Annotated in this window: 28 protein-coding genes; 20 read left to right on the plus strand and 8 right to left on the minus strand. The window is 71.3% G+C overall.

Annotation, left to right across the window (positions count from 1 at the left end; all coding sequences use genetic code 11):
* Positions 1–112 precede the first annotated feature (112 nt).
* Positions 113–1,621, plus strand: coding sequence for an arabinosylfuranosidase ArfA (gene arfA, locus QUE51_RS14595; protein ID WP_286277078.1), 1,509 nt, complete (start codon positions 113–115; stop codon positions 1,619–1,621).
* 71 nt (positions 1,622–1,692) lie between these two features.
* Here the strand turns inward: arfA and QUE51_RS14600 are convergent, their stop codons facing one another.
* Positions 1,693–1,827, minus strand: coding sequence for a hypothetical protein (locus tag QUE51_RS14600; protein ID WP_286277080.1), 135 nt, complete (start codon positions 1,825–1,827; stop codon positions 1,693–1,695).
* Positions 1,828–2,259: 432 nt separating this feature from the next.
* Between QUE51_RS14600 and QUE51_RS14605 the strand changes: the two genes are divergently transcribed.
* Together QUE51_RS14605 and QUE51_RS14610 are read left to right on the plus strand one after the other, a co-directional pair.
* Positions 2,260–2,481 (plus strand): DUF2188 domain-containing protein, encoded by a 222-nt coding sequence (locus QUE51_RS14605; RefSeq protein WP_286277081.1) that lies wholly within the window; start codon positions 2,260–2,262, stop codon positions 2,479–2,481.
* Between the two features lie 33 nt (positions 2,482–2,514).
* Positions 2,515–2,910: a ChaB family protein gene (locus QUE51_RS14610; RefSeq protein ID WP_286277082.1), complete on the plus strand. Its 396-nt coding sequence runs from the start codon at positions 2,515–2,517 to the stop codon at positions 2,908–2,910.
* A 136-nt stretch (positions 2,911–3,046) separates the two neighbouring features.
* On the opposite strand, the gene QUE51_RS14615 is transcribed toward QUE51_RS14610, so the two are convergent.
* Complete coding sequence (locus tag QUE51_RS14615) at positions 3,047–4,423, minus strand: FAD-binding oxidoreductase (protein ID WP_286277083.1); 1,377 nt, start codon at positions 4,421–4,423, stop codon at positions 3,047–3,049.
* Positions 4,424–4,660: 237 nt separating this feature from the next.
* Between QUE51_RS14615 and QUE51_RS14620 the strand changes: the two genes are divergently transcribed.
* The 5 genes from QUE51_RS14620 (at position 4,661) to QUE51_RS18260 (ending at position 9,477) form a co-directional block, all read left to right on the plus strand.
* On the plus strand, positions 4,661–5,053 hold the full coding sequence (locus QUE51_RS14620; protein WP_286277084.1) for a PPOX class F420-dependent oxidoreductase: 393 nt from the start codon (positions 4,661–4,663) through the stop codon (positions 5,051–5,053).
* 36 nt (positions 5,054–5,089) lie between these two features.
* On the plus strand, positions 5,090–5,944 hold the full coding sequence (locus tag QUE51_RS14625; protein ID WP_286277086.1) for a DMT family transporter: 855 nt from the start codon (positions 5,090–5,092) through the stop codon (positions 5,942–5,944).
* 166 nt (positions 5,945–6,110) lie between these two features.
* Complete coding sequence (locus tag QUE51_RS14630) at positions 6,111–6,848, plus strand: HAD family hydrolase (protein WP_286277088.1); 738 nt, start codon at positions 6,111–6,113, stop codon at positions 6,846–6,848.
* Entirely contained in the window at positions 6,845–9,196 is a 2,352-nt protein-coding gene (locus tag QUE51_RS14635) for a glycoside hydrolase family 65 protein (RefSeq protein WP_350226671.1), read from the plus strand. The genes QUE51_RS14630 and QUE51_RS14635 overlap by 4 nt, the downstream gene beginning before the upstream one ends.
* The gene (locus tag QUE51_RS18260) at positions 9,142–9,477 is read left to right on the plus strand and encodes a hypothetical protein (protein WP_350226672.1); all 336 of its coding nucleotides are present in this window, start codon (positions 9,142–9,144) and stop codon (positions 9,475–9,477) included. Before QUE51_RS14635 ends, QUE51_RS18260 begins: the two co-directional genes overlap by 55 nt.
* Positions 9,478–9,543: 66 nt before the next feature.
* Here the strand turns inward: QUE51_RS18260 and QUE51_RS14640 are convergent, their stop codons facing one another.
* On the minus strand, positions 9,544–10,287 hold the full coding sequence (locus QUE51_RS14640) for a dienelactone hydrolase family protein (protein ID WP_286277090.1): 744 nt from the start codon (positions 10,285–10,287) through the stop codon (positions 9,544–9,546).
* 215 nt (positions 10,288–10,502) lie between these two features.
* Between QUE51_RS14640 and QUE51_RS14645 the strand changes: the two genes are divergently transcribed.
* Positions 10,503–11,483, plus strand: a complete 981-nt coding sequence (locus tag QUE51_RS14645; RefSeq protein ID WP_286277092.1) for a hypothetical protein — start codon at positions 10,503–10,505, stop codon at positions 11,481–11,483.
* Between the two features lie 28 nt (positions 11,484–11,511).
* Here the strand turns inward: QUE51_RS14645 and QUE51_RS14650 are convergent, their stop codons facing one another.
* Positions 11,512–12,444 carry an NADP-dependent oxidoreductase gene (locus tag QUE51_RS14650; protein WP_286277094.1) on the minus strand — a complete coding sequence of 311 codons (933 nt, stop codon included), beginning with the start codon at positions 12,442–12,444 and terminating at the stop codon, positions 11,512–11,514.
* Between the two features lie 165 nt (positions 12,445–12,609).
* Between QUE51_RS14650 and QUE51_RS14655 the strand changes: the two genes are divergently transcribed.
* On the plus strand, positions 12,610–12,933 hold the full coding sequence (locus tag QUE51_RS14655; protein WP_286277095.1) for an ArsR/SmtB family transcription factor: 324 nt from the start codon (positions 12,610–12,612) through the stop codon (positions 12,931–12,933).
* A complete protein-coding gene (locus tag QUE51_RS14660; protein WP_286277097.1) occupies positions 12,930–13,397 on the plus strand; it encodes an SRPBCC family protein in 468 nt (155 codons plus the stop codon). The genes QUE51_RS14655 and QUE51_RS14660 overlap by 4 nt, the downstream gene beginning before the upstream one ends.
* A gap of 22 nt (positions 13,398–13,419) precedes the next feature.
* Here the strand turns inward: QUE51_RS14660 and QUE51_RS14665 are convergent, their stop codons facing one another.
* Positions 13,420–13,668: an SCO4226 family nickel-binding protein gene (locus QUE51_RS14665; RefSeq protein WP_286277099.1), complete on the minus strand. Its 249-nt coding sequence runs from the start codon at positions 13,666–13,668 to the stop codon at positions 13,420–13,422.
* 100 nt (positions 13,669–13,768) lie between these two features.
* On the opposite strand from QUE51_RS14665, the gene QUE51_RS14670 reads away from it, so the two are divergent.
* From QUE51_RS14670 to QUE51_RS18265, 3 genes are read left to right on the plus strand one after another with little or no spacing between them, the layout of a single operon-like run.
* Entirely contained in the window at positions 13,769–14,773 is a 1,005-nt protein-coding gene (locus QUE51_RS14670; protein WP_286277100.1) for an AAA family ATPase, read from the plus strand.
* Entirely contained in the window at positions 14,748–16,481 is a 1,734-nt protein-coding gene (locus QUE51_RS14675) for an ATP-binding protein (RefSeq protein ID WP_286277101.1), read from the plus strand. The genes QUE51_RS14670 and QUE51_RS14675 overlap by 26 nt, the downstream gene beginning before the upstream one ends.
* 2 nt (positions 16,482–16,483) lie before the next feature.
* Positions 16,484–16,594, plus strand: a complete 111-nt coding sequence (locus QUE51_RS18265; RefSeq protein ID WP_350226784.1) for a helix-turn-helix domain-containing protein — start codon at positions 16,484–16,486, stop codon at positions 16,592–16,594.
* 69 nt (positions 16,595–16,663) lie between these two features.
* Here the strand turns inward: QUE51_RS18265 and QUE51_RS14680 are convergent, their stop codons facing one another.
* Entirely contained in the window at positions 16,664–17,464 is an 801-nt protein-coding gene (locus QUE51_RS14680) for a nuclease-related domain-containing protein (RefSeq protein WP_286277102.1), read from the minus strand.
* A gap of 269 nt (positions 17,465–17,733) precedes the next feature.
* On the opposite strand from QUE51_RS14680, the gene QUE51_RS14685 reads away from it, so the two are divergent.
* From QUE51_RS14685 to QUE51_RS14705, 5 genes are all read left to right on the plus strand, one after another.
* Entirely contained in the window at positions 17,734–20,217 is a 2,484-nt protein-coding gene (locus QUE51_RS14685; protein WP_286277103.1) for a DEAD/DEAH box helicase, read from the plus strand.
* 124 nt (positions 20,218–20,341) lie between these two features.
* Positions 20,342–20,854 (plus strand): hypothetical protein, encoded by a 513-nt coding sequence (locus QUE51_RS14690; RefSeq protein WP_286277104.1) that lies wholly within the window; start codon positions 20,342–20,344, stop codon positions 20,852–20,854.
* A gap of 58 nt (positions 20,855–20,912) precedes the next feature.
* Complete coding sequence (locus tag QUE51_RS14695; RefSeq protein ID WP_286277105.1) at positions 20,913–21,311, plus strand: DUF3054 domain-containing protein; 399 nt, start codon at positions 20,913–20,915, stop codon at positions 21,309–21,311.
* Between the two features lie 191 nt (positions 21,312–21,502).
* Positions 21,503–22,114: a DUF4956 domain-containing protein gene (locus QUE51_RS14700; RefSeq protein ID WP_286277107.1), complete on the plus strand. Its 612-nt coding sequence runs from the start codon at positions 21,503–21,505 to the stop codon at positions 22,112–22,114.
* Positions 22,114–22,941 carry a polyphosphate polymerase domain-containing protein gene (locus QUE51_RS14705; protein WP_286277108.1) on the plus strand — a complete coding sequence of 276 codons (828 nt, stop codon included), beginning with the start codon at positions 22,114–22,116 and terminating at the stop codon, positions 22,939–22,941. The genes QUE51_RS14700 and QUE51_RS14705 overlap by 1 nt, the downstream gene beginning before the upstream one ends.
* A 69-nt stretch (positions 22,942–23,010) precedes the next feature.
* Here QUE51_RS14705 and QUE51_RS14710 read toward each other — a convergent pair whose 3' ends face one another.
* On the minus strand, positions 23,011–23,163 hold the full coding sequence (locus tag QUE51_RS14710) for a hypothetical protein (RefSeq protein ID WP_286277109.1): 153 nt from the start codon (positions 23,161–23,163) through the stop codon (positions 23,011–23,013).
* A 156-nt stretch (positions 23,164–23,319) separates the two neighbouring features.
* On the opposite strand from QUE51_RS14710, the gene QUE51_RS14715 reads away from it, so the two are divergent.
* Positions 23,320–24,912, plus strand: a complete 1,593-nt coding sequence (locus QUE51_RS14715) for an AMP-binding protein (protein ID WP_286277110.1) — start codon at positions 23,320–23,322, stop codon at positions 24,910–24,912.
* 560 nt (positions 24,913–25,472) lie between these two features.
* On the opposite strand, the gene QUE51_RS14720 is transcribed toward QUE51_RS14715, so the two are convergent.
* The gene (locus tag QUE51_RS14720; RefSeq protein ID WP_286277111.1) at positions 25,473–26,069 is read right to left on the minus strand and encodes a thermonuclease family protein; all 597 of its coding nucleotides are present in this window, start codon (positions 26,067–26,069) and stop codon (positions 25,473–25,475) included.
* Positions 26,070–26,098 lie beyond the last annotated feature (29 nt).

The following is a 26,098-nucleotide window of genomic DNA, read 5'->3' on the forward strand; positions in this document are numbered from 1 at the left end:
TTCGTCGCAGAGGTAGGCGAACCAGCCTACGTGCGCAGGGAAGAATGGGAGGCCGCGCCCTGCGCTGTGCGCGCCGTCAGATACCCCGCTTCCGGCGGGGAGAGGAGAACAAGTGGTTACCGCCAGGATCACGCTCGACCGCTCGGCAGAGATCGCGCCCGTGAACCCGAGGATCTTCGGGTCGTTCGTCGAGCACCTCGGCCGCTGCGTCTACGACGGCATCTACGAGCCGACCCACCCCACGGCCAACCAGGACGGCTTCCGGCAGGACGTGCTCGACCTCGTCCGCGAGCTCGGCACGACGACGATCCGCTATCCGGGCGGGAACTTCGTGTCCGGCTACCGATGGGAGGACGGCGTCGGCCCCCGCGAGAGCCGGCCCAAGCGCCTCGACCTCGCCTGGCACTCGCTGGAGACGAACGAGGTCGGCGTCGACGAGTTCGCGAAGTGGTGCAAGGCCGCCGACAGCGAGCTGATGATGGCGGTCAACCTCGGCACCCGCGGCGTCGACGCGGCGCTCGACCTGCTCGAGTACACCAACCACCCGGGCGGGACGCACCTGTCCGACCTGCGGGCGAAGAACGGCTCGCCCGAGCCCTACGACATCCGCATGTGGTGCCTCGGCAACGAGATGGACGGACCCTGGCAGGTGGGCCACATGTCGGCGGACGACTACGGCAAGATCGCCGGACGGACCGCCTCCGCGATGAAGATGCTCGATCCCACCCTGGAGCTCGTGGTCTGCGGGTCGTCCGGCTCGCAGATGCCCACGTTCGGGGACTGGGAGCGGATCGTGCTCGAGCACACCTACGACTCGGTCGACTACATCTCCTGCCACGCGTACTACCAGGAGCGGAACCGCGACCTGGGAAGCTTCCTCGCCTCGTCGCTCGACATGCAGTACTTCATCGAGACCGTCGTGGCGACCGCGGATCACGTGAAGCACAAGCTGCGCGGCAAGAAGACGATCAACATCTCCTTCGACGAGTGGAACATCTGGTACCTCGAGGAGCACATGCTGAAGTCGGAGGAGAAGAGGGAGGACTGGCCGTACGCGCCGCGCCTTCTCGAGGACGTCTACTCCGTGGCCGATGCGGTCGTGCTCGGCAACCTGCTGATCACCCTGCTGCAGCACAGCGACCGGGTCACCTCGGCCAGCCTCGCGCAGCTCGTGAACGTGATCGCGCCGATCGTGACGGAGCCCGGCGGGCCGGCCTGGCGGCAGACCACCTTCTTCCCCTTCGCCACCACGGCGGCGCTCGCGAAGGGCCGCGTCATCCGGCCGATGATCTCGGCGCCGAGCTACGACACGAAGGCGTACGGCGGCGCCGCGCTGGTGGATGCCGTCGCGACGCTGGACGACGAGGCCGGCAAGGCCGCCGTGTTCCTGGTGAACCGCAGCCAGGACGAGCCGATCACGGTCGAGCTGGACGTCCGCGGACTCGGCTCCTTCGGCAGCGTCCGCGCCTCCAGCCTCCACGACGAGGACGTGTACGCCAAGAACACGCTCGAGGACCAGAACCGGGTGGCCCTCCGGCCGAACGACTCGGCCCGCGTCGACGGCGGGACGCTGACAGTCACGCTGCCGCCGGTGTCCTGGACGGCCCTCGACCTCGGCTGAGCCCGCGGCCCCGCACACGAGGAAGGACCCCGGAAACTGTCCGGGGGTCCTTCCTTCTTCTCGGGCCGGGATCAGCCGCAGGTGTAGGTGACGCCGTCGACGTCCCAGGTGCCCTCGCCGAGCTGGTTGCACACCTCGACGGCTGCGTTGACGGCGGAGGCGCTCATGGCGATGGCCACGCCGACGATGGCGAGGGTCAGAACCATGACGACGATCGACACCCAGATGCCGGCGGTCGCGGGGCCGTTCTTCGCGCCGACCTTCTTCGACTGGGACTTGGCGATGATGCTGAGGATGAGCCCGACGAGGGGGCGACGAACGCGAGCACGAGGCCCGCGATGCCGAGCCCGCGCCCGGGGACGGGAGCAGGCGTCGCAACGGTCTCGACGGGAGCGGGGGCGGGGGCGGAGGTGGTCATGAGTGTCGTTGTCCTTGAGGTTGGAGGGCCAGGAGTGCGGCAGCTCGTCGGCCGCGGAAGCGACGCTATTGACCGGCGAAGCCTGGGATCCGGCCGGAATGGGGCGTGCAATCTCCCTGCTATCTGACGCGGGGCGTGCGCAATGCGGCGCAGTGCAAGGGGTGTCGTCCCTGGTCCGGCGGGTGTTGGCTGGGGAATGCGGCCGCAGCACGGTGCGGCCATGGCGACGGAGGGAGCACCGATGGCGGACGGCGACGTGCGGACGCGGGACAAGCGCGGGCAGTGGGTCAACGAGGTCGAGGGACACCCGGAGCGCTCGGAGAGCTATTCGGGCAAGGAGGAGGCCATCGAGGCCGGCGCCGCGCTCGCGGAAGAGCTCGGCTCGACCCACACCGTGGAGGACGCCGCCCCGACCGGCGTCATCACCGACCCGGGCGACTGAGCCGCACCGGCCCACGGAGAGGAAGGAAACGTCATGCCCGACAAGGAGGACCTGCCCTCGACGATCGCCCGATCGGACGAGCACGCGCAGGAGATCTACGAGAAGACCCTGGAGTCGGCCGAGAAGGAGTACGGGGACGGCGAGCGCGCCCATCGCACCGCATTCGCGTCCCTCAAGCACTCCTACGAGAAGGTCGGCGACCACTGGGAGGAGAAGGACCAGAAGGGCCCCTCCGACGAGAAGGCGGAGGGTGGCCGCGACTCGGCCGGCGAGACCAGGGGCGGCGTCGACGCCAACGCGTCGAAGGAGCACCTGATGGACCTCGCGAAGCGGCTCGACATCAGCGGGCGTTCGTCGATGAAGAAGGACGAGCTGGTCGACGCGATCGAGAAAGCCAACGCGCGGGCCACCCGCAAGGCACGGGAGTAGCGGGCACCCCTACCTGGTACGTTCCGGCCCAGGTTGCGCGGTACGCCGTACCATCCGGGCCGGAACGTACTCATGGGCGGCCGGGACCCGGGGATCGATCCCGTGTCCCGGCCGCCCGGTCGGTGTTGCGGCCGGCTCAGCCGACGAGGGCCGGCCGGCGGTCGAAGGCGAAGAGGCCCTCGGGGTCGGCGGCGCGGCGGACGGCGTCGAGGCGCTCCGCGATCTCGGGCTTCCATACGCGGTCGAGAGCGTCGGGACCGTTCGCGCGGCCCACGAAGTTGATGAGCAGCTCCTCGGCCCGCCACTGCTCGAGCCTCCCGAAGACGCCGTGAATGACCTCCGGGATGACCGTGTCGAGCAACTCCGGGACGGGCGCTCCCAGCAGGAACAGGCTGTACGCGGCGCCGCGGCCGCTCACGGCGTTGGGCTCCGCGGCCTGCTCGGCGACCTTGCCGCCGAGCGTGCGGATCTCGGCCATGATCAGCGGCACCGGAGCCTCCGGGCCGACGGCGGCCCAGAGCGCGTCGACGACCTCCTGGTCGAACGACTCGAGCAGCATCCCGCCCTCGTTGACCGGCATGGGCGTCGTGGGGTCGGAGTGGATGAGTCCGATCTGGGAGTAGGGGAGCATCCCCACCATGTCGAGCAGCGGCGTCGCGACCGCGCGGATCGGCGCGAGGATCTCCTCGCCCCGCACCGCGTCGTCCAGCGCGGCGAACCGCAGGTGTGCGACGAACTTGCCCCGCAGCGGCTCCGGGATGTCGGGCAGCGGCGGGACCCGGATGAGGCCGATCGACGCCGAGGCGCACAGGGGCAGCGTCTTTGACCACGAGGCGAAGGTGTCGAGCACCTTCTTGACGTCGGGCTCGTCGAAGTAGAGGCCCCCGCCGTAGATCGTCTCGATGGGGAACACGTCGAGCGTGACCGCGGTGACGACGCCGAAGCCGGTCTTGCCGCCACGGAGGGCCCAGAAGAGCTCCGGGTTCTCGGTCGGCGACGCGTGCACGAGGCCCTGCGCGGGCGTCACGATCTCGATCGACTCGACGTGGTCGGCCGCGAAGCCGTAGCTGCGCGCGATCGGGCCCATGCCGCCGCCGAGCACGAAGCCGACGACGCCGACCTCCGGGCTGGAGCCGCAGAGAGCGGCGAGTCCGTGCGGAGTGACCGTGTCGAGGACCTCCTTCCACTGCGTGCCGGCCCCGACGCGGACGAGTCGGTTCTCGAGGTCGAGCTGGACGGAGGCGAGGCCCCGCGTCGTGATCACGATGCCGCCCCGGGCGTCCTTGAGCATCCCGTGCCCGAGGCCCAGCACCATCACGGGGAGGTCCTCGTCCTGCGCGACGCGCACGGCGGCCGCGACGTCGCCGGCCGTCCTGGCGGCGACGACCACATCGGGGGAGTGGTGGGGGTGCAGGTTGAATCCGGTGAGCTCGTCCTGGAAGCCGGCGTCGCCGGGCAGCAGGACGGTGGAGGCGCCGGCGGAGCGGAGGGCGGCGGCGAGAGCGATGGACACGGGGAATCTCCTCGAATAGAGAGGGCCGGGATTCGCACCGGCCTCAGGGGAAGTGAACTGTCGGCGAGCGTATTGACGCTCAAACGGCGGCATGGGATCGATCCCGGGGCTGCAATATCTCTGTCATCCCGTGCAATGCGGGGCGACACCGCTCGGAGTCGGGGGCGTCCGCGACCGCCGTTCCAGCGACGTAGGGTGAGGGAGCGGTCCGGCTCCGGGCCAGAACGAGGGGGATCCGTGCCGCTGTCCGACGAGCTCGCCGACCTGCTGCGGCAGCCAAGCACCTGCTATCTCTCGACGACGATGCCGGACGGCTCACCGCAGCTGACGCAGACCTGGGTGGACACCGACGGTACGAACGTGCTCATCAACACGGTGACCACGCATCAGAAGGTGCGGAACATCGAGCGCGACCCGCGCGTCGCGCTCGTCGTCTCGTCGCCGGACAACCCGAGTCGCTACATCGAGGTGCGCGGCACCGTGCGCGAGGCGACGGAGGAGGGCGCCGCCGAGCACATCGACAAGCTGTCCCAGCGCTACCTCGGCCGGCCGTACCCCTGGTTCGGCGGCCGCGACCAGACCCGGCTGCTCCTCGTGATCGAGCCGACACGCATCCGGGGAATGGGCTAGCCGCCCGCGGCTCCCCGCTTCCGCCAGGATGAGGGGATGGTGGCGCTCCTCGGTCTGGCGAGCGCCCTCATCTACGGCGCGTCCGACTTCTTCGGCGGGCTCGCGTCGCGCCGGGTGACGTCCCTCCTCGTCTGCTTCCTCAGCTCCGTGGTCGCCGTCGCGATCGCGGCGGTCGCGCTGGTGATCGAGGACCCCGTCTGGTCCGTGGACGCCGTGGTGCTCGGCATCGTCGCCGGGGTCGTCGGGGCAGCGGGCACCTGGGCGTTCTACGCGAGCCTCGCGCTCGGGCCGATGAGCATCCTCTCGCCCGGGGTCGCGGCGATCTACGCCCTGCTCCCCGTCCTCGTGGGGGTCTCCCTGGGCGAGACCTTTTCCGCCTCGGGCTGGATCGCGCTCATCGCCGTTCTCGGCGCGGGCGTCCTCCTCGCGATCCCGCGGGAGAGCGACGCTCTCCGGGTGCGCCCGCGTGCCGCCGTGCTGGGGCTCATCGCGGGCGTCGGCTATGCCGCGTACATCGTCGCGATCGACCGCACTCCGCCCGAGTCGGGGCTCGTGCCGCTGCTGATGGACCTCGGCGTCGCGGCCGTGCTCTTCGGCGCCCTCCTCCTGGTCGGCCGGATTCGGCGGGGTCCGTCCGAGCTCGCCGGCCTCCGCAACCGGACCGCCCTGACCCAGTCCCTCGTCGCCGGCATCGCGCTCGGCGCCGGCAACATCCTGCTGGTCATGGGGCTGCACCTCGGCGACTTGGCGGTCATGGGCGTGCTCAACGCGCTGTACCCGCTCGGCACCGTGCTGCTCGCCTTCCTGGTCCTGCGGGAGCGCCTCAGCCTCCTGCAAGGCCTCGGAATCGTGCTCGCTGTCGCCGGATCCGCTCTGCTCGCGGCCGGCTAGTGCCGGTCGGAGGCGTTTCGCCTCTGGCGAGCCGGGGGCATCCATGCATCGGCACGGGGTTATCCTTTCCCCGGCCTCACCGTCGTGGCCGGCGAGTGCTGCCGGATCGAACAGCCGGCACGGCCGGCTCCCGCCCCCTGTTCCTTCTCGACCGCCGGGAGTGCCCGTGAGTGCGACTCTGCCGAACCTGGACGACTATCGCGCCGTCCTGTTCGACCTCGACGGCGTGCTCACGCCGACCGCCGACGTGCACATGCACGCGTGGCGGGAGATGTTCACCGCCCTCTTCGCCGCCAAGGGCGTGACCGAGCCGTACACCGACGAGGACTACTTCACCTATCTCGACGGCAAGAAGCGCTACGACGGCGTCGCCGGGCTCCTCGCCTCGCGCGGCATCGAGGTGCCGTGGGGCTCGCCCGAGGATCCGTCGACCGCCGACACCGTCTGCGGCATCGGCAACCGCAAGAACGACGTCTTCTCGAAGATCATCGACGAGGACGGCGTGAGCCCGTACCCGGGCTCCCTGGCGCTCCTCCGGCAGCTGAGTGCCGAGGGCAAGCCGATGGCGGTCGTGTCGAGCTCGAAGAACGCGGAGAAGGTGCTCGTGGGCGCCCGGATCCGCGACCTGTTCCCGGTCGTCGTCGACGGAGAGGTCGCGACACGGGAGAACCTGGCCGGAAAGCCGGCGGGCGACATGTTCGTCTTCGCGGCGGAGGCCCTCGGCGTCGAGCCGGCAGAGTCGGTCGTCCTCGAGGACGCGATCAGCGGCGTCGCCGCAGGGCATGCGGGCGCGTTCGCGCTCGTGATCGGAGTGGACCGCGGGGTCGGCGAGCAGGCACTGCTCGACGCCGGCGCGGATGTGGTGATCGAGGACCTCGGGGTCCTGGTGGGAGACGCAGGATGACGCACGACCCGGACTTCGTCGGTCTCGACCGGGACCGCTTCCCGATCGACCCGTGGCGGCTGCGCGAGGCGGTGTTCACGCCCGAGGCCATGGACGTCTCCGAGACCCTCTTCGCCGTCGGCAACGGCTTCCTCGGCATGCGCGGCAACAGCGCGGAGGGCCGCAAGGCGCACGAGCACGGCACCTTCCTCAACGGACTGCACGAGACGTGGAAGATCCGGCACGCCGAGCAGGCGTACGGCTTCGCGGAGGTCGGCCAGACGATCGTCAACGCACCCGACAGCAAGGTCATGCGCCTCTACGTCGACGACGAGCCGCTCTCGCTCGGCGACGCGGACCTCCTCGAGTACGAGCGCATCCTCGACTTCCGCACGGGCGTCCTCAGCCGGCACCTGGTGTGGCTGACCCCGGCGGGCAAGCGCGTGCGCGTCGTCACGAGCCGCATGGTGTCCTTCACCGAGCGGCACACCGCGGTGCTCACCATTGAGGTCGAGCTGCTCGACGCCGACGCGCCCATCACTGTGTCCTGCCAGCTCATCAACCGCCAGGACGGCGAGGACGAGTACGGCGGGATGCCGGAGACCGCGACGCTCGACCCCCGCCGCGCCGAGCGCATCGCGGACCGCGTGCTGCTGCCGGGGGAGTACTGGCAGCAGGGCAATCGCAGCGTGCTCAGCTACCGGGTCGCGAACTCGGGGATGCGCGTCGCGGTCGCCGCCGATCACGTGATAGACACGCGCAACGAGTACCGGGTCGAGCGCAGCATCCAGGCCGACATCGCGAAGAACGTCTACAACGTCCAGGCCCGCCGCGGGGTCCCGGTGAAGATCACCAAGGTCGTGGCGTACCACACGTCCCGGACGACGCCCACGCGCGAGCTCCTCGACCGCTGCAGCCGCACGCTCGACCGCACCGCGATGCAGGGCATCAGCGCCCAGTACGTCGCGCAGCGCGACTGGCTCGACGCCTACTGGGAGCGGGCCGACATCGAGCTCGCCGGCCACCCCGACGTGCAGCAGGCGATCCGCTGGAACCTGTTCCACCTGGCTCAGGCGTCGGCGCGCGCGGACGGCCTCGGCATCCCGGCCAAGGGCGTGACCGGCAGCGGCTACGGCGGCCACTACTTCTGGGACACCGAGATCTACGTCCTGCCCTACCTCGCGTACACGAACCCGCTCTGGGCCCGGAACGCGCTGCGCGCCCGCGAGCAGATGCTGCCCCGCGCCCGAGCCCGCGCGCGGATGCTCAACGAGGACGGCGCGCTCTTCCCATGGCGCACCATCAACGGCGAGGAGGCGTCCGCCTACTACGCGGCCGGCACCGCGCAGTACCACATCAACGCCGACATCACGTATGCGCTCGCGAAGTTCATGCACGCGACGGCGGACATCGCGTTCCTCGCGAACGGCGCGATCGACATCGCGGTGGAGACCGCGCGCATGTGGGCGACTCTCGGCTTCTGGCGGCACAACGGCGGCGAGACGTTCCACATCCACGGCGTCACCGGCCCCGACGAGTACACGACGGTCGTCAACGACAACCTGTTCACCAACGTCATGGCCCGCTTCAACCTCATGTACGCGGTGCGCAGCGTGCGGGACCTGCTGCGCCAGCGTCCCGAGGCGTACGCGCGCATGGTCGCCCGGCTGAACCTGCGGGACGACGAGATCGTCGAGTGGGAGCGCGCCGCCGCGGCGATGGCGATCCCGTACTCCGAGGCCCTGCACATCCACCCGCAGGACGCGCACTTCCTCGAGCGCGAGGTGTGGGACCTCGCGAACACCCCCGAGGACCAGAAGCCGCTGCTGCTGCACTTCCACCCGCTCGTCATCTACCGCTTCCAGGTGCTCAAGCAGGCGGATGTCGTGCTCGCGCTGTTCCTGCTCGGCAACCACTTCACGCAGGAGGAGAAGCGGGCCGACTTCGAGTACTACGACCCGCTGACCACCGGCGACTCGACGCTGTCGAACGTGGTGCAGTCGATCATCGCGGCGGAGATCGGCTACCAGGACCTCGCCCTGGAGTACTTCCTGCACAGCCTCTACGTGGATCTCGCCGACCTGCACCGCAACACCCGGGACGGCGTCCACGTCGCCTCGGCGGGCGGCGTGTGGAGCGCGCTCGTCTCCGGCTTCGCGGGCATGCGCGATCACGACGGGCACCTCACCTTCGACCCGCGGCTGCCGGACTCGTGGCCGGAGCTCACCTTCCGGATGATCTGGCACGGCACGCGCTTCCGGGCGACGGTGCGCAAGGACTCCCTGCACTTCACCGTGCTGGAGGGGAGAACCCCGTGTCCTTCCGCGTCCGCGGCGTCGCGTACGAGGTCGCACCGGGCCGGGACGTGACCGTGCCGCTCCAGGGCCAGGGGCCGATCGTCAAGGGAACCCCGCAGCTCAGCCCGCAGGCGCGGCACCGCCGCGAGGACGGTACCGTCATGGTCCCGTCCGTCCCGACGAAGACGGAGCCGATCAACCTGGTCCCGTCGCTGGAGCCCACAGACATGGAGCTCCAGGACGCCGTGCGCGGTTCCGGGAACGGCCGCGGTCGCGGGAACGGCGCTGACCCGGACTCGTCGATGGGCGAGCTGGACGCCGCGGAGCCCCGGGCGGACGACGTCCTCCAGTAGAGATCGACTCGAGTTGCTGCTTTCCGCCCCTATCTCCGTGCTGGAGGGGCGGAAGGCGGCAACTCGTCAGGCCTCGGCGAGGTGCTTCCGGAAGAACCCGTCGATCCTCCGCCAGGCGTCCGCCGTCGCGGCCGGATCCGGACCGGCGCCCAGCACCACCCGCAGCAGGGGGCGCAGGAAGGCCGGGGTGTCCTCGTCGGTGTCGTCGAGGAAGCTGTGGCCGGCCGTCGGATACTCCACCACGTCGTGCGGAACGTCGAGGCGGGTGAGGGCCGCCTCGAGCTTCTTCGCGGATCCCCGGAGGGTGAGGTCCCGGCGGCCGTAGCTCGCGACGATGGGGCACGCGCCCGCCAGGGTCGCGTCGATGTCCCGCGGTAGCACCCCGTAGTTGGCCGACACCGCCCCGAAGCCCTTGCCCTTCGCCGCCATGAGCGCGAACCCGCCGCCCATGCAGAAGCCGAGGACGCCGATCCGGCCCGTGCAGTCCTCTCGCGCGACCAGGAAACGCCGGGCGGTCTCGACGTCGTCGAAGCTGCGGCCCTCGCCGCGCAGGATGTCCCGAAAGGTGGAGCGCAGGCACTTGCGGGGCCCGCCCTCGACGAACAGGTCCGGCATGAGGACGAGGAAGCCCGCAGCCGCCATGCGCTCCACCTGGCGGCGCATGGTGTCGTTGAGTCCGAACGCCTCGTGCACCATGACGACTCCGGGCCATGGGCCCTCACCGCTCGGGATGCCGACGACGCCGCGCAGGTGCGGGCTGGCTCGGGGCAGGCGGGACGGCAGCTCCACGTCGACGAGGGTGGACTCCACGGCGCTCCTCCGGTCGGGACAGCGTCAGCCTAGGCGCGCGGCCCGCTCGGAGGCGCCCCGCGAGGTGGCACGTGATGTCCCTTTGAGCGCGGGGAAGCAGCATCGACTGCCACCTCGGCCGACCCTCGCATCAGTCGATCGGTGGACCGGGACGCCGCAGAACACCGGTCACCCGGTCGATGCCGGCCGCCGCGCCGAGCGACCAGCCTTGAGGCATGACCACTCTCGCCTCCCGCCCCGCCGCCCGCGCCTGGCTCGCTCCCGTCCCGGTGCGGTGGCATCGCCCGCTTGTAGCGCTGGCCGCGGCCATGGCGGTGCTGGCGGTCGTCTCGGCCATCGGCATGCTCGTCGACCCGCGGCAGGTGACCGGGCTCAGCGTGTGGGCGAAGCCGCTCAAGTTCGCTCTGTCCACCGGGATCTACGCGGTGACCTTCGCGTGGCTGATCGGCCAGCTCCCGCGGGGCCGCCGATTGGCCCGCCGTGCGGGCACGATCACGACCGCCGGCCTCGCGATCGAGCTCGCGATCATCGTGGGCGTCGCGGCGATCGGCGAGACGAGCCACTTCAACGTCGCGACCCCGCTGCACGTCGCCCTCTGGGCCGTCATGGCCGGCACGATCGGCGTCGTCTGGGTGATGTCGCTGCTCGTCGCCTTCGTGCTCCTCCGCACGCCGCTCGGAGACCCGGCACGCACCCTCGCGATCCGCGCGGGCTCTCTCCTCGCCGTCGTCGGCATGGCGCTCGCGTTCCTCATGACCTTCGGCAACGGCGCCGACTACGCGCACGGCATCGCCGGTGCTCACACGGTCGGCCTAGCCGACGGCGGGCCCGGCCTGCCTCTCCTTGGCTGGAGCACGGTGGGCGGCGACCTGCGCATCCCGCACTTCGTCGGCATGCACGCGCTGCAGGCGCTGCCGCTCGTCGCGATCGCCCTCGAGCTCGTGGGACGGCGCGTCCGCCTCCTCGCGGCGCCCGTTCCCCGGCTGCGCCTCGTCGCGGTCGCCGCGGTCGCCTACGCCGCGACCGTGGCGCTCGTCACGTGGCAGGCGCTCGCGGGGCAGTCGGTGGTCGCGCCGTCGGGCGGCATCCTCGTCGCCGGGCTGGCGCTCGCGGTCGCCGCTGCGGGCGCCGTCACGGCCATCCTCATCGCGGCCCGGCGATCGTCGGCGATCGGCGGACAGCCGACGCTCGTCTGAGCCCTGCGCGCCGCCGACCGGGGGCCGTCTACCGGACGAGGGCCAGCTTGCCGCCCGGGTGTCCGGTGCTGAGGAGCTCGAGCGCGGCCGGAGCCTCCTCGAAGGGGAAGGTGCGCGCGACCGGCACGACGAGCTTCCAGTCCGCCGCCAGCTCGATCAGTCTCGGGCGGATCGCGTCACGGAACTTCGCGCTCTCCGGCATCGTTCCGCCGATCACGACGATGCCGTCGCGCTGGGCGCGACCGAAGGCGGCGATGGTCAGGATGCGGGACCGATCCCGGGTCGTCGCGAGCGAGACGTCGACGGCCTCGTCGGTGCCGACCGTGTCGAGGGACGCATCGACGCCACCGGGAGCGAGCGCCCGGATGCGCTCCTCCAGGCCCTCCCCGTAGGCGACGGGCTCGCCGCCGAAGAGACGCACCTGCTCGAAGTTCGACTGGCTGGCCGTTCCGATCATCCGGACGCCCAGCTCGCGTCCCTGCTGGAGCACGCTCACGCCGACGGCGCCGGACGCGCCGTGCACGACGATCGTGTCGCCCTGCTTCACGCCGGTGCGGTACAGCATCTCCGCCGCGGTCGTGCCCGCGAGCAGCAGGTTCGCCGCCTCCGGGAAGCCGAGGGCCGCGGGCTTCGCGAACACGTCCTTCGCCGGGATGGTGAGCACGGTCGCCATGGCGCCGCGCACCCGGAAGGCGAGCACCTCGTCGCCGACCGCGCCGCCGCCGCTCGCGAGCTGGGTGTCGGGGCCGGTCGCGGTCACCACGCCCGCGAGCTCGTTGCCGAGCCGCATGGGCAGCTCGCCCTGCCGGCCCGGCGCGTACTGCTTGTAGTCGGTGGGGTTGAGCCCCGCAGCACGCACGTCGATCGTCACCTCGCCCGGCCCGGGCGCCGGGACATCGATGTCCACCAGCTCCAGTACCTCGACCCCGCCGAACCCGTTCGCCACCCACGCCTGTGCCATACCGCCATCCAACACCCGCCGACCTGGGTGCGGCCGGGGAGCCGCCCGTCCCCGTCCCGCATCACTCCGGACAGACCGCATCGGTCTCCGGTTGCGGATAGTCCGCAGTGATGCGGGGAGCCGGACGCGTTGACACGTGACCAAACGGTCACCTATCGTCGGAACATGGACGAGGAAGGCGACGCGGTGTTCAGAGCGCTCGCGGACCCGACGCGACGGCACCTGCTCGATCGCTTGTTCGAGCAGGACGCTCGGACTCTGTCGGAGCTCGAGGCCGACCTCCCGATGTCCCGCTTCGGAGTCGCGAAGCACCTGAAGGTGCTCGAGGACGCCGGACTGGTGGTCTCCCGCAAGTCGGGGCGCCAGAAGCTGCACTACCTGAACCCCGTGCCGATCCGGCTCATCCACGACCGCTGGATCGACAAGTACACCGAGCGCCGCGTCGCGGCGCTGGCCGAGCTCAAGGCGCAACTGGAGGATCCGTCATGACCGAACCCGACCCCCGAGCAGCCCAGGTCTACCGCCTGTTCATCAAGGCGACACCTGAGGCCGTCTGGGATGCGATCACCAAGCCGGAGTGGACAGCGCAGTACTTCTACGGCGCACGGGTTGAGACGACGGGCGAGGCCGGCGCGTCCTTCCGCTATCGCTCACCGAATGGAATGGAGCTGTGGGGGGATGAGACCGTCCTCGAGTCCGACCCGCCGCGCCGGCTGGTGGTGGGCTGGCGGTCCCTCTACGACGAGAGTCTCCGAGAGGAGCCGGCCAGCCAGGTCACCTGGGAGATCGAGCCGCAGGACGGGGGAGTGACCCTCCTCACCCTGACCCATGACCGTCTCGAGCAGTCGCCCGGCACCGCCGCCGACGTCTCGGGAACCGGGTGGATGTTCGTGCTGAGCGGTTTGAAGTCGGCGCTGGAGACGGGCAGCGGCCTCGTGCCCTCCGGCACCTGACCGCCACCCCTCCGCCAGCCGCTCAGACCTCGATCGGGAGCTCGTACACCTGCTCCGTCGGGTGGCCGGCCCGCTCGTGGATCCGCATCACAGCCTCCTTCGACGGCCCCGACGAGAGGCAGAACACCTTCCCGCTCTCCGGGTCGAGCCACGCGTGCTCGAAGTGCACGCCCTCCTCGCCCTCGATCGCGAGGTCGGCGTCGTGCGCCTCGGCCAGCTGGTCCTTCGTGACACCGACGAATCCGTCGTGCACGTCCATGAATCGCGCCATCTCGGCACTCCTTTCCTGATGCATCCAGCCTGGAACGAGGGCACTCCTCCGGCATCGGTCATCCGCCCGATCAAGGCCGCGGCGGTCCTAGAATTCCGCCATGTCCGGGGAGCGCCCCGACGGCGCACGCACAGCACCGATGCTCGTGGGACGAGCCGACCTGCTCTCCCTCGCGCTTCGGCGCTGGGCGTCTGCGGTGGCGGGGACGGGGACGCTGCTGCTCGTGGCCGGCGAGGCCGGCATCGGCAAGACGCGCCTGCTTGGCGAGTTCGCCACCCGGGTTGCGCCCGAAGCGCGCGTGCTCCGGGCGACGGCCTATCCGCGCGACGCGGAGGCGGCGGGATCGCTGCTGCTCGATCTCGCGGACGAGCTCACGCGGCTCGGGCGCGCGCGCCAGGGGTCGGCGCTGCGGAGCCGCCTGCTCGAGGATCGAGCAGCCGGGTCCGGTGCCGGCAGCGACCGGCGCCTCCTTGTCGGCGACCTCGGGGCCCTGCTCCGGGACCTCCTCGATGAGGAGCCGACCCTGCTGCGGATCGAGGACCTGCACTGGGTCGATGAGCTGAGCCTCGACGTCCTCGACCGACTGGCCGTCTCGCTGCCTGGCATGCCGGCGATGGTGGTCGCGAGCTACCGCAGCGACGAGCTGTATCCGCGGACGCCCCTCGCGCAGTGGCGGGCCCGGCTTCTCGGACAGCGGCTCGCGGAGGAGGTCCACCCGCCGCGCCTCGGCCGCGAGGAGACGGCCGTCCTGGCCGAGGCGCTCACCGGCTCGCTGCCCTCGACCGCCTTCCTCGACGCCCTTCAGTCGCACAGCGACGGCATCCCGCTGCACATCGAGGAGCTGATCGCCGCCGGGTCTCCCGCCGCGCTCCCGGACACCGTCGCCGAGGCGGTGCGCACCCGGTCGGCCCTGCTGCACGCCGAGACCCAGTCGGTCGCTGCGGCCGCGTCGGTCGTCGGCCGCTCCTTCCCCTCCAACTGCTCGAGGCGATCACCGAAGTGCCGCAGGATTCGGTCGAGGACGCGCTCGAGGAGCTCGTGCAGCACAACCTCGTCGCCCGCACCGACGCGGGGAGTACGTGTTCCGCCACGCCCTCATCTGTGACGCCGTCTACGCCGACCTGCCGCTCCGGCGGAGGCGGTCGCTGCACGCCGCCGCGGCGCAGGCCGCGGTGCAGGCGGGCTTCCACTCCTCCTACCTGTCGGACCAGTACGAGAAGGCCGGCCTCGGGCCGCAGGCCTACGAGCACGCCCTCCGCGCCGCCGCCGACGCCGTCCGGGTCTCCGCGCACCGGGAGGCAGCGGGCCTCTACCAGCGTGCCCTGCGGAACGAGCCGCCGGACACCACGCCCGGCGACCGGGCCCTCCTCCGGGTCCGGCTCGCCGCGGAGCTCGCGGCGACCGACGACAACGAGGGCGCCGATCGGGAGCTCGCCGCGGCCATCGACCTGTACCGCGACATCGGCGACGAGCTCGCCGGCGCAGCCCTGGTGCCCCGGCTCGCGGCCGTGCGGCACCTCCTCGGCGACGGCCTCGACGACCGGGTCGCGCTCCTGCAGTCCGCGCTCGCGCGCCTCGACGGCCGGCCCCTCGCGGAGGCGGACGCCGTCCGAGCCGCCCTGCTCGCCTCCCTCTCCGCCGCCTACATGCTGGAGCGGAGGCTCGACGACGCGGCCGCGTTCGGCGAGCAGGCCCGGAGCCTCGCGGCGGAGGCCGGGGCGGCCGAGCTGCGCGTCAACATCGACGCGACGATCGGCTCGGTGCTCGTCTTCGCGGGCGAGGGCAGCGAGGGATGGCGGCTGCTCGAGGCGGCGCTCGACACCGCGGTGCGCGAGGGCTGGGAGGCGGAGGCCGCCCGGACCTATCGGATGGCCGGCACGTCCGCGTCTGTCCTGGTCGAATACGACCGCGCCGACCGGTACATCGGCGCCGGCCTCGACTACACGGCCCGCACCGAGCGCTGGAACGACCACCACTACCTCACGTCCCACCTGGCGCACGTCCTCTGGGCGACCGGCGACTGGGACGGCGCCGTCCTCGCGGCTCGGCGCGCTCTCGCGGACGGCCGCGGCGGCATCACGACGCGCGTCACCGCGCTCTACTCGCTCGGCTACGTCGCCCTTGGCCGCGGCGATCCCGAGGCCGCCGGCTACCTCGCCGAGGCCCGCGCGCTGGGGGAGCGGATGCAGGAGCTGCAGCGGCTGTCACCGCCGATCTGGGGTCTCGCGGAGCTCGCCCTCCTGAGCGGCGACATCTCCGGGTGCCTCGACCTCTGCGAGCACGGGGTCACGGAGTCGGAGCGGCGCGAGGACGCCGCCTACCTGTTCCCGTTCGTCGTGACGGGGGTCCGCGCCCTGCTCGAGCAGCACGACACCTCCGGCGCCCGGCGCTGGCTCGACCGAGGCGCCGCATCCGTCTCGACCCGCGGCATCCCGGGCACCCTGCCCGCCCTCGACCACGCGGAGGGCCTGATCGAGCTCGCCGAGGGACACACCGGCCACGCCCGCACGCTGCTCGAGAGTGCCGCCTCGGGGTGGCGCCTCCGCCGGCGCTTCTGGGAGGGCACGCACGCCCTCGTCGACCTCGCGCGCTGCGCGGAGCGCTCCCGCCGGCCCGCTGTCGCCGCCGATTATCTCGCCGAGGCTCGCACGAGGGCCGAGCGCGCCGGCGCCGCCGCCGTCCTGCGCCGGGTGAACGCGGCGGGCCGGCGAGCGGGGGAGCAGGACACGATGGGGCCACTGTCGGCGAGGGAGATGGAGGTCGCCCTCCTGGTGGCCGGGGAGCGACCAACCGGGACATCGCCACGGCGCTGACGATCTCGCCGAAGACGGCGTCCGCGCACGTGGAGCACATCCTGGCCAAGCTCGCGCTGACGCGACGGGCGGAGATCGCCGCGTGGGCGACCCGCGTCACGGCGCGCGGGTGAGGGAGCCGGCTGAGCTGCGCGCAACGCAGCTGGACGGGAATCGCCGGTGCAGGCAGCCGTCCCGCCGGATCAGTGGGAGAGCGCCAGCGCCACTCCGCCGAGCAGCGACTGGGCGGTAACCAGGCCGAACGACAGCACCGTGAGCGCGCCGATGAGGGCCCAGGCGTGCCGGATGGCGCGAGCGCGGGCGACCTCGGACTCGATCGCGGCGAAACGGGCCCGGGCGTCCGGCACCGACTCGGGCAGCACAGCCCACACCTCGGGCTGGCTGAGCCGGCGGGCGAACTCGGCGACCACGTCGTCCTGGAGGCGCACCGGCTGGGTGCGGAGCCAGGAGATCAGGCGCTCGGCGCGGAGCACCGGGACGGCCGGCCGCTCGCGGAGCGTGAGAGAGGCGGCCCCGACGACGGCGACCAAGGGCGTCACCTGCGTGCCGAAGACGCCGGCGCGGGCGAGGGCCTCGGTAACGCGGGCCGCCTCTCGCTCCGCCTTGACGATGTAGGGCATCCGGTGGCCCTCCACGAGGACCGCGCGGCCGGCGACCCACACCCGCTTGTTGCGGTGGTGCTTGGTGTTGATCACGAAGACGCCGGGAGGGCCGATGACGATGTGGTCGATGTCGGAGGCGGGACCGACGGGCAGCGAGTGCAGCACACGCCACTGCCCCGGCAGCCGGTCGAGAAGCGCGCCGACCATCAGCTCGCCCTTGGCCCCGGTGTACCAGGGCAGATCCTTCTGGCTGATGGGCGACCGGCCGAGCATGCGCTGGAACGCCGTGCGAGGCGTCTGCCGGGCCTGCCGGCGGACGACCTCCTCGATGAGCAGCTGGCCCGGGAGCCCGTGCCGCACTGCGCCGGTCGTGAGTGTCATGGAGCGATCTTTCCGATTGGGCTCGCCACGCTACCGGCTCAGCGAAGGCCCGGGATACTCCCAGAAAGGGCGGCCCCCGAACCGGTGACGGCGTCAGCCGCCCCTCGCCACCTGACCAAATCAAGGAGATTCGGCGCTCCGGGGCCCTGGATCCGCATGACATGTCCACGACCCGCGCCGATCTCCTTGGTTTGGACAGCGCCTTCTGCCCGCGAACGGCGCACGCCCGCGATTCGGCCCGCCCGGCGCGGTAGGGGAGACTTCAGAGGATGCCCCTCCTCGACCGGATGCCGGCGACCGACGACCCGGACGCCGCCTACAGCGCCTTCGTCGACTGGGCGGAGGAGCAGGGGTTCAGCCTCTACCCGGCCCAGGACGAGGCGCTCCTCGAGATCGTCACCGGCTCGAACGTGATCCTCGCGACGCCGACCGGCAGCGGGAAGTCCCTCGTCGCCGTCGCGGCGCACGCTACCGCGGTCGCGCAGGGCAAGCGGACGTACTACACGGCGCCGATCAAGGCCCTGGTCAGCGAGAAGTTCTTCGCCCTCGTCGACGTGTTCGGGGCTCAGAACGTGGGCATGGTCACCGGGGACTCCGCGGTGAACCCCGACGCGCCCATCATCTGCTGCACCGCCGAGATCCTCGCCAACATCGCCCTCCGGAGGGGCCCGGACACCCCGGTCGACCAGGTCGTGATGGACGAGTTCCACTTCTACTCCGACCCCGACCGCGGCTGGGCGTGGCAGGTGCCGCTGCTGACGCTGCCGCGTGCGCAGTTCATCCTCATGTCCGCGACGCTCGGTGATGTCAGCAAGATCGCCGACGACCTCAGCCGCCGCACCGGCCGCGCCACCGCGCAGGTCACGAGCGTCGAGCGCCCGGTCCCGCTGCACTTCTTCTACGCCGGCACCCCGGTCCAGGAGACGGTCGAGGAGCTCCTGCACACCGCGCAGGCGCCCGTCTACGTCGTGCACTTCTCGCAGGCGGCCGCGATGGAGCGCGCGCAGGCGCTGACGAGCATCCGCGTGGTCGACCGGGAGGCGCGCGACCGGATCGCCGAGGAGATCGGCGGGTTCCGCTTCACCACCGGCTTCGGCCGGACCCTCAGCCGCCTGGTGCGCGGCGGCATCGGAGTCCACCACGCGGGGATGCTGCCGAAGTACCGGCGCCTCGTCGAGCAGCTCGCCCAGCGTGGGATGCTGCGCGTCATCTGCGGCACCGACACCCTGGGCGTCGGGATTAACGTCCCGATCCGGACGGTACTGCTGACCGGGCTCACCAAGTTCGACGGCACCCGGATGCGGCACCTCACCGCTCGCGAGTTCCACCAGATCGCCGGGCGGGCGGGCCGCGCGGGCTACGACACGGCCGGCACGGTCATGGTCCAGGCGCCCGAGCACGAGATCGAGAACGCGAAGTCGATCGCGAAGGCGGGCGACGACCCGAAGAAGAAGCGGAAGATCATCCGCAAGAAGGCGCCGGAGGGCTTCGTGTCCTGGGGTGAGCCGAGCTTCCGCAAGCTGATCGACGCCGAGCCGGAGGCGCTGACGAGCAGCATGCAGCTCACCGCCGCGATGCTCATCAACGTCATCGGCCGCGGGGGAGACGTCCTCGGCAACGTCCGCGCCCTCGTCTTCGACAACCACGAGCCCCGCGCGCGGCAGTACCCGCTCGCGCGGCGAGCGCTCGGGATCTACCGCACCCTCAAGGCGGCCGGCGTGGTCGAGGTCGCGAACGGGCAGGTGCGCCTGCTCGTCGACCTGCCGCCCAACTTCGCGCTCAATCAGCCCCTGTCACCGTTCGCCCTCGCCGCGTTCGAGCTCCTCGACCCCGACGCGCCCACCCACGCGCTCGACGTCATTAGCGTGATCGAGTCGACCCTCGACGACCCGCGGCCCGTCCTCTCCCAGCAGGAGTTCAAGGCGCGCGGCGAGGCGGTCGCCGCCATGAAGCGCGAGGGCATCGAGTACGAGGAGCGCATGGAGCTCCTCGAGGGGATCACCTACCCGCGCCCGCTCGCGGAGCTGCTCGAGCAGGCGTTCGAGACGTTCGCGTCGAGCCAGCCCTGGATCCGCGACTTCGCCCTCCGCCCCAAGTCCGTCGTGCGCGACATGTTCGAGCGGGCGATGACCTTCGGCGAGTTCGTCTCCTTCTACCAGCTCGGCCGCAGCGAGGGGCTCGTCCTCCGCTACCTCAGCGACGCCTACCGCGCGCTGCGCCAGACAGTGCCCGAGGAGATCAAGCGCGAGGAGCTCAGCGACATCCTCGAGTGGCTGGGCGAGCTCGTCCGCCAGGTCGACTCGAGCCTCGTCGACGAGTGGGAGCAGCTCATCAACCCCGCCGCCGATCCGGATGCTCCGGTCGTGCCGCCGCCCCCGCCGAGCGTGCTGACGAACCGCAGGGCGTTCCTCGTCCTCGTGCGCAACGAGCTGTTCCGCCGCGTGCAGCTCGCCGCCCTCGACCAGGCCGAGCAGCTCGGCGAGCTGGACGCCGAGTCCGGCATGGACGCGGACCGCTGGGGCACGGCGCTCGACGCCTACTACGCCGAGCACGACTCGATCGGCACCGGTCCGGAGGCGCGCGGCCCGTCGATGCTCCTCGTCGAGGAGGGCCCCGAGACCTGGCAGGTGCGGCAGATCCTCGATGACCCCGCCGGCGACCACGACTGGGGCATCCGTGCCGAGGTCGACCTCGCCGAATCGGAGGAGCAGGGGATCGCGGTCGTCCGGGTTCTGGGTCTCGACCGGTTCTGAGCGCCCCGCTCCGCATCGGCTCCGCGGGAGGGCGGGGCGGGTCCGCCGACACACGACGCGACACCGACGCCCCATCCTCGTCAGGCACTTCAATGAGAAGGAAGTCCCGACGACAGGAGAACCCATGGCGGCACGAGCCCGTTCCCGCGCACGCGCATCCCGGTCCCAGGTCGGCGCCTATGTGCTCGCCGCGGCCGGACTCGTCCTGCTGATCGGCTTCCTCGCCCCGTTCGCGAACCTGCCGATCGACAGCCTCTGGATCGGCGTCCTCTTCCACGCCGGGATGGCCATCGGCTTCGGGCTGCTCGCCGCGACCATGGTGGGCTCCGAGCGCGGGGCCGCCGCGGTCGCCGCAGCCGGCTGGGCGGTTCGGCTGATCTCCTTCTTCGTGCCGCTCGGCATCCTCGTGGACATCGCCAACCTGGCGGCCGTATTCGGCGGCCTGGTCGCCGCGCTGCTCCTCACCGCGGGACGGTCCCGCGGCGGGGCGGGCGCCCTCGTCATCGCGATGCTCCTCGTGGTGGCGTTCGTGTACCCGATGCTGATCGCGTTCGCGCCGCTCGTCGTCCTCCAGGCGATCTCCCCGCTCCTCGGCGTCGCGCTCGTCGTCGCCGGGATTCTCCTGCCGAGACGGTGACCGCCCAGCCAGTTCGGCCGAGGCACGGGTCGAGGACGCGCGAGCTAGCGTGGAACGGATGACCGTCCGCACCCGCTCCGTCCTCGCCTTCGCGGTCGACCTCGTCCTCGTGCTGGTCTTCGTCCTGATCGGGCGGGCAAGCCACGGCGAGGACCAGGCCGGGTTCGCCGTCACCCTGCTGCCGTTCCTCGCGGGCCTCCTCGCCGGCTGGCTGCTCCGCTCGGGCCGGCCGCCCCTCGCGGTGCGATCCGGGGCCGTCGTCTGGGCCGCCACGGTCGTGCTCGGGATGCTGCTCCGTGCGGCGACCGGGCAGGGGATCGCCCCCGCCTTCGTCGTCGTCGCGGTGCTCGTCCTCGGCGTGTTCCTCGTCGGCTGGCGAGCCGTCGGACTCCTGATCGCCCGTCTGCGGGGCCGGAGTCGCGCATCGACCGGCCGCGCCATGCCGCCCGCACCGTAGCCGCGGCTCGGCCCGATCGAGCGCTTATATCGCCCCGAAGTGAACGGAAAGCAAACTCGGGACGGCTTTCTGCGGCGTTTCTTCGAATTCCCTATGGCGGAGACGCGGCAGATCCGGCCATAGTTTTTTCCAGGTACCCGACCTACGTTTCCAGGCAACCCGACCTGGCTCTCCCTACCCAGGAGTCCCTCGTGCCCCAATACGCCCTGATCGGCCTCGACATCGCGGCGATCCTGATCCTCACCTTCGGCCTCTACTTCCCCCGGCACCGCCGCCGCGACCTCGTTCCCGCCTACCTCTGCGTCAACATCGGCGTGCTGGCGGTCGTGGAGGTCCTCTCCTCCGCGGAGGGCGTCGCCCTGGGGCTCGGCCTCGGCCTGATGGGCGTCCTGTCGATCATCCGGCTCCGCTCCTACGAGATCTCGCAGCACGAGGTGGCCTACTTCTTCGCCGCCCTCGCGCTTGGCCTCCTCGCCGGCATGAACGACACCACCGACCTCCTCCCGGTCGGCCTCATGGCACTCGTCCTCGTCGCGCTCTTCGTCGGCGACCACCCGCGCCTCTTCCGCCGCTACCGCGAGCAGGTCGTCGTGCTGGACCGGGCGATCATCGACGAGCGCGAGCTCGTCAAGGAGCTCGAGCACCTCCTGGTCGCCCGCGTGCACTCGGTGCAGGTGCGCCAGGTCGACCTCGTCAACGACACGACGGCCGTGGAGGTGAGGTATCAGCTGCCGCGCAGCAGCGCGACCGACGCCGGCGCCGCCGACTCCCGCGACCCGGCCATCGTCTCGGTGAGCCGCTGATGTCCACCGCCGACCGGCTGCTGGAGATGCAGCCCATCTCGCTCGACGACCTCAACGCGGTCGCGGCCCTGCAGACCCGCGTCGACCGCAAGTACCTGGTGCCCCGAGACGACCTCGACCGGGTGCTGCGCGGTCTCGGCGACGACTGCCGCGTCCTCGACTTCGGCGGATCCCGCTCGTCCGCCTACGAGTCCGTCTACTTCGACACCCCCGACCTCGCCAGCTACCTGAGCGCGGCTCGCAAGCGGCGCCGCAAGTTCAAGATCCGGACGCGCGCCTACCTGGACACCGGCGCCTGCTTCCTCGAGGTGAAGACCGCGGGAGGCCGCAGCCTCACCATCAAGGACCGCCTCGAGTACACGATGGAGGACCGCGACGTCCTCACCGCCGAGGGGCGCGAGTACGTCAACGCGGTGCTGGGGGAGTCCGGCGTCGCCGACCTCACCGAGACGCCGCTGGCTCCGACGCTGATCACCCGGTACTCGCGGAGCACCCTCTACATCCCGTCCTCGGGCGCCCGGGCCACCATCGACGTCGACCTCGAGTGGGTCGTCGACGATCAGCGCCGTCTCGTCCTTCCGGAGCTCGCCGTGGTGGAGTCCAAGTCGGCGGGCGGCGCGTCCGTCGTCGACAAGCTGCTGTGGCGCGCGGGGCACCGACCGGTCGGCATCTCCAAGTACGGGGTCGGCCTCGCCGCGCTCCAGCCGGACCTGCCGTCCAACAAGTGGCGGCGCGTGCTGAAGCGGCACTTCCTGGGCCCGCACGAGACCGCGGCGGCTCGGGATGGCGCCCGCGAGTCGAGGGAGTCGCTCACCTCGGCTGCGTAGGCGCGGCGCCCGCCGCGGCAGGGGCGAACGCGACGTCGCCGCCTACCAGAGCAGGCGGCGACGCATCCGCTAGGAGCTGCGCTTCTTGACCTTCGACACCGCGTCGGTGTTCTCGCTGCGTGCCTTGCTGGCTTCCTTGTCGTGCTTGGCCAGCCGCTTCTCCTTGAGCGTCTTGGCGGCGGCCGTCTTGTCGTGACCTCCGCGAACGGATTTCTCGCCCATTGCCCTGCCCTCCCTGCAAAGAGCCCTCTGACCCTGTGGGTCCGAGGCTACGCGGTCCCGGCCGCCTCCCGCCGGGCGATTTCGGGGATCTTGCCCGGCCCTGTTCTCCCCGTCAGGATCGGTACACTCGCCCGGCACCCGATCAAAGGAGATCGAATGATCCGCAGCCCGTTCCCAGACGTCCCCATTCCGGACTTGAGCGTCTTCGACTTCCTCTTCGACGGGCTGGATGCGGATGAGCTGGAGCGGGTCGCACTCGTCGACGGCAGCACCGGCGCGGAGACCACCTACAAGCAGCTGATCGGCCAGATCAACCTCCTCGCCGGAGCCCTGGCCGCCCGGCACGTCGGCGTCGGCACCGTCGTCGGGCTCCTGTGCCCCAACGTGCCCGCGTTCGCGACCGTCTTCCACGGCATCCTCCGGGCCGGCGCGACCGCGACGACGATCAACTCGCTCGCGACCGGCGAGGAGATCGCCCGCCAGCTGAAGGATGCCGAGGCGACCTGGCTCTTCACCGTCTCCCCGCTGCTTCCCGGCGCCGAGGACGCGGCCGCCCGCCTGGGCCTCCGTCCGGACCACCTCGTCGTGCTCGACGGCGCACCCGGTCACCCGTCGCTGCGGGACCTGCTGGGGGAGGGGCGGAAGGCGCCGCGGATCGACATCGACCCGGCCACCCACATCGCCGTGCTGCCGTACTCGTCGGGCACGACCGGCGTGCCGAAGGGCGTCGAGCTGAGCCACCGCAACCTGGTCGCGAACGTCGAGCAGTGCAAGGCCGTGCTCGACGTGACCCGCAACGACCGGGTGCTCGCCCTGCTGCCGTTCTTCCACATCTACGGGATGACGGTGCTGCTCAACATCGCGCTCAAGCGCCGCGCCCGACTCGTGACGATGCCGCGGTTCGACCTGGCCGAGTTCCTGCGGATCATCCAGGACCACGGCTGCACATACCTCTTCATCGCCCCGCCGGTCGGGGTCGCCCTCGCCAAGCATCCGCTCGTCGACGAGTACGACCTCTCGTCCGTCCGCGCGATCCTCTCCGGCGCCGCGCCGTTCGACGAGGCGCTCGGCAACGCGGTCGCACAGCGAATCGGCGCACGAGTCCGCCAGGGCTACGGCATGACGGAGCTGAGCCCGGTCTCGCACGTCATCCCGCCGGATCGCGACGACCTCTCGCTCGGCTCGATCGGGGTGCCGGTCGCGAACGTCGAGTCCAAGCTGATCGACACCGAGACGGGCGAGGAGATCGAGCCGCCCGCGGAAGGACGCAGCGCGCCCGGCGAGCTCCTCGTCCGCGGTCCGAACGTGATGATCGGCTACCTCAACCGCGAGGACGCGACGCGGGCGACGATCGACGACGAGGGCTTCCTGCACACGGGCGACATCGCGTCCGTCGACTCGGACGGCGTCTTCTACATCGTCGACCGGCTGAAGGAGCTCATCAAGTACAAGGGCTACCAGGTCGCCCCCGCCGAGCTCGAGGCGCTGCTGCTCACGCACCCGGGGATCGCGGATGCCGCCGTCGTCGGCGTCGCCAGCGAGGAGGCGGGGGAAGTGCCGAAGGCGTTCGTCGTCCGGGCTCCCGGTGCGGAGGCCACCGAGGACGACGTCATGGCGTTCGTCGCCGAGCGGGTCGCGCCCTACAAGAAGGTGCGGCTCGTCGAGTTCATCGACGTGGTGCCCAAGTCCGCCTCGGGGAAGATCCTGCGGAAGGACCTCAAGGCCCGGGAGGCGGCGCCCGTCACCTGACCCGGTGGGCAGATCGATGTAGGCGCGGCAGACCTGTTTCGGTGCGCCGCGGCCGGGCGGGGCGTCGCGCCGAAGCGGGGGACGCCGGGGCTGAGGATGGCTCGGAATACGATCCGGTCTTCCTCTGTTCACTTGATCACCACTGCGTACGGCAAGGTCCGGCACGGAGGATCAAGGATCGGCGCCGAAGCTGCGGCGCCAGGAGTGAAACGGGGTTCTGATGGACGACTTCCCCTTCTCCGCGCCGAAGGATGCGGACCGGTCGCGACTCGCGGAGCGCCCCGTGCAGGACTGCCTCCCCGACGACCCGTCCTGGTACGTCACCGACTGATCCGTAGCCGCTGCCGTCCGGGCTCGGGCTTGAGCACCGGCTCGGCTGGGGCAGCGCCTGGGGCCGTCTGCGCCTCTACGCTCTTGCGCGGATCAGGACTATTCGCGGATCAGGTGGTCGACCGTTTTCGCACGCCGTTCAGGAGGACGCGCCGCGTCGAAACCGGGATTGCCTGATCCGCGCAACGGCACCCCTCAGGTACCACCGTTGCTCGGCAGGTCAGTGACCCCTAGCGCGCACACTCCAGGTCGGGGTCGAACAGCCCCACCCGCTGGTCCCGGGCATCCGCCTCGGCCTCCTCGACGTCGTCGAACCAGCGGACGTTGTCGCCGTACGACACCGCCCGGCCGAGCCCGCGGCGGGCGAGCTCGACGCTCACGTTCCGGCCGTCCTCGGTGAAGACCGCCGCGAGCGTGCGGTCGTACTGATCGGTGCGCTCCACATCGAAGGCCAGCCGCACCTCGGCCCCCTCAGGCAGCAACTCCCTCGTGAACGCGGACGCCTCCGGCCCCAGGCACTCGATCGGCCGATCCTCGGCCACCGTCTCCGGGGTGTCGATGTTGAGCAGCCGGATCCGCGTCCGCGCGCCCTCGAGATCGACGATGACGGTGTCGCCATCGACCACCCGCTCGACGACCGCCTCCTGAGCTCCCCGCGGCACGGGCGCGCTCGGCGCCGACTCGGAGCGGGTGGACGGCACGCGGGAACCGGTCTCTCCCGCCGGCAGCCCCGCGACCGACAGGACGAACCAGACGATGAGCCCGCCCACGACGGCGGCGAGCAGCAGCGGAAGGGCGCGCCACGGGCGCCTTGTATCGCCGGTCATCGCCAAGACGTAGCAGGGGAGAAGGGAGG

It is taken from the genome of Naasia aerilata, assembly GCF_030296595.1.
Classification (GTDB): Bacteria; Actinomycetota; Actinomycetes; order Actinomycetales; family Microbacteriaceae; genus Naasia; species Naasia aerilata.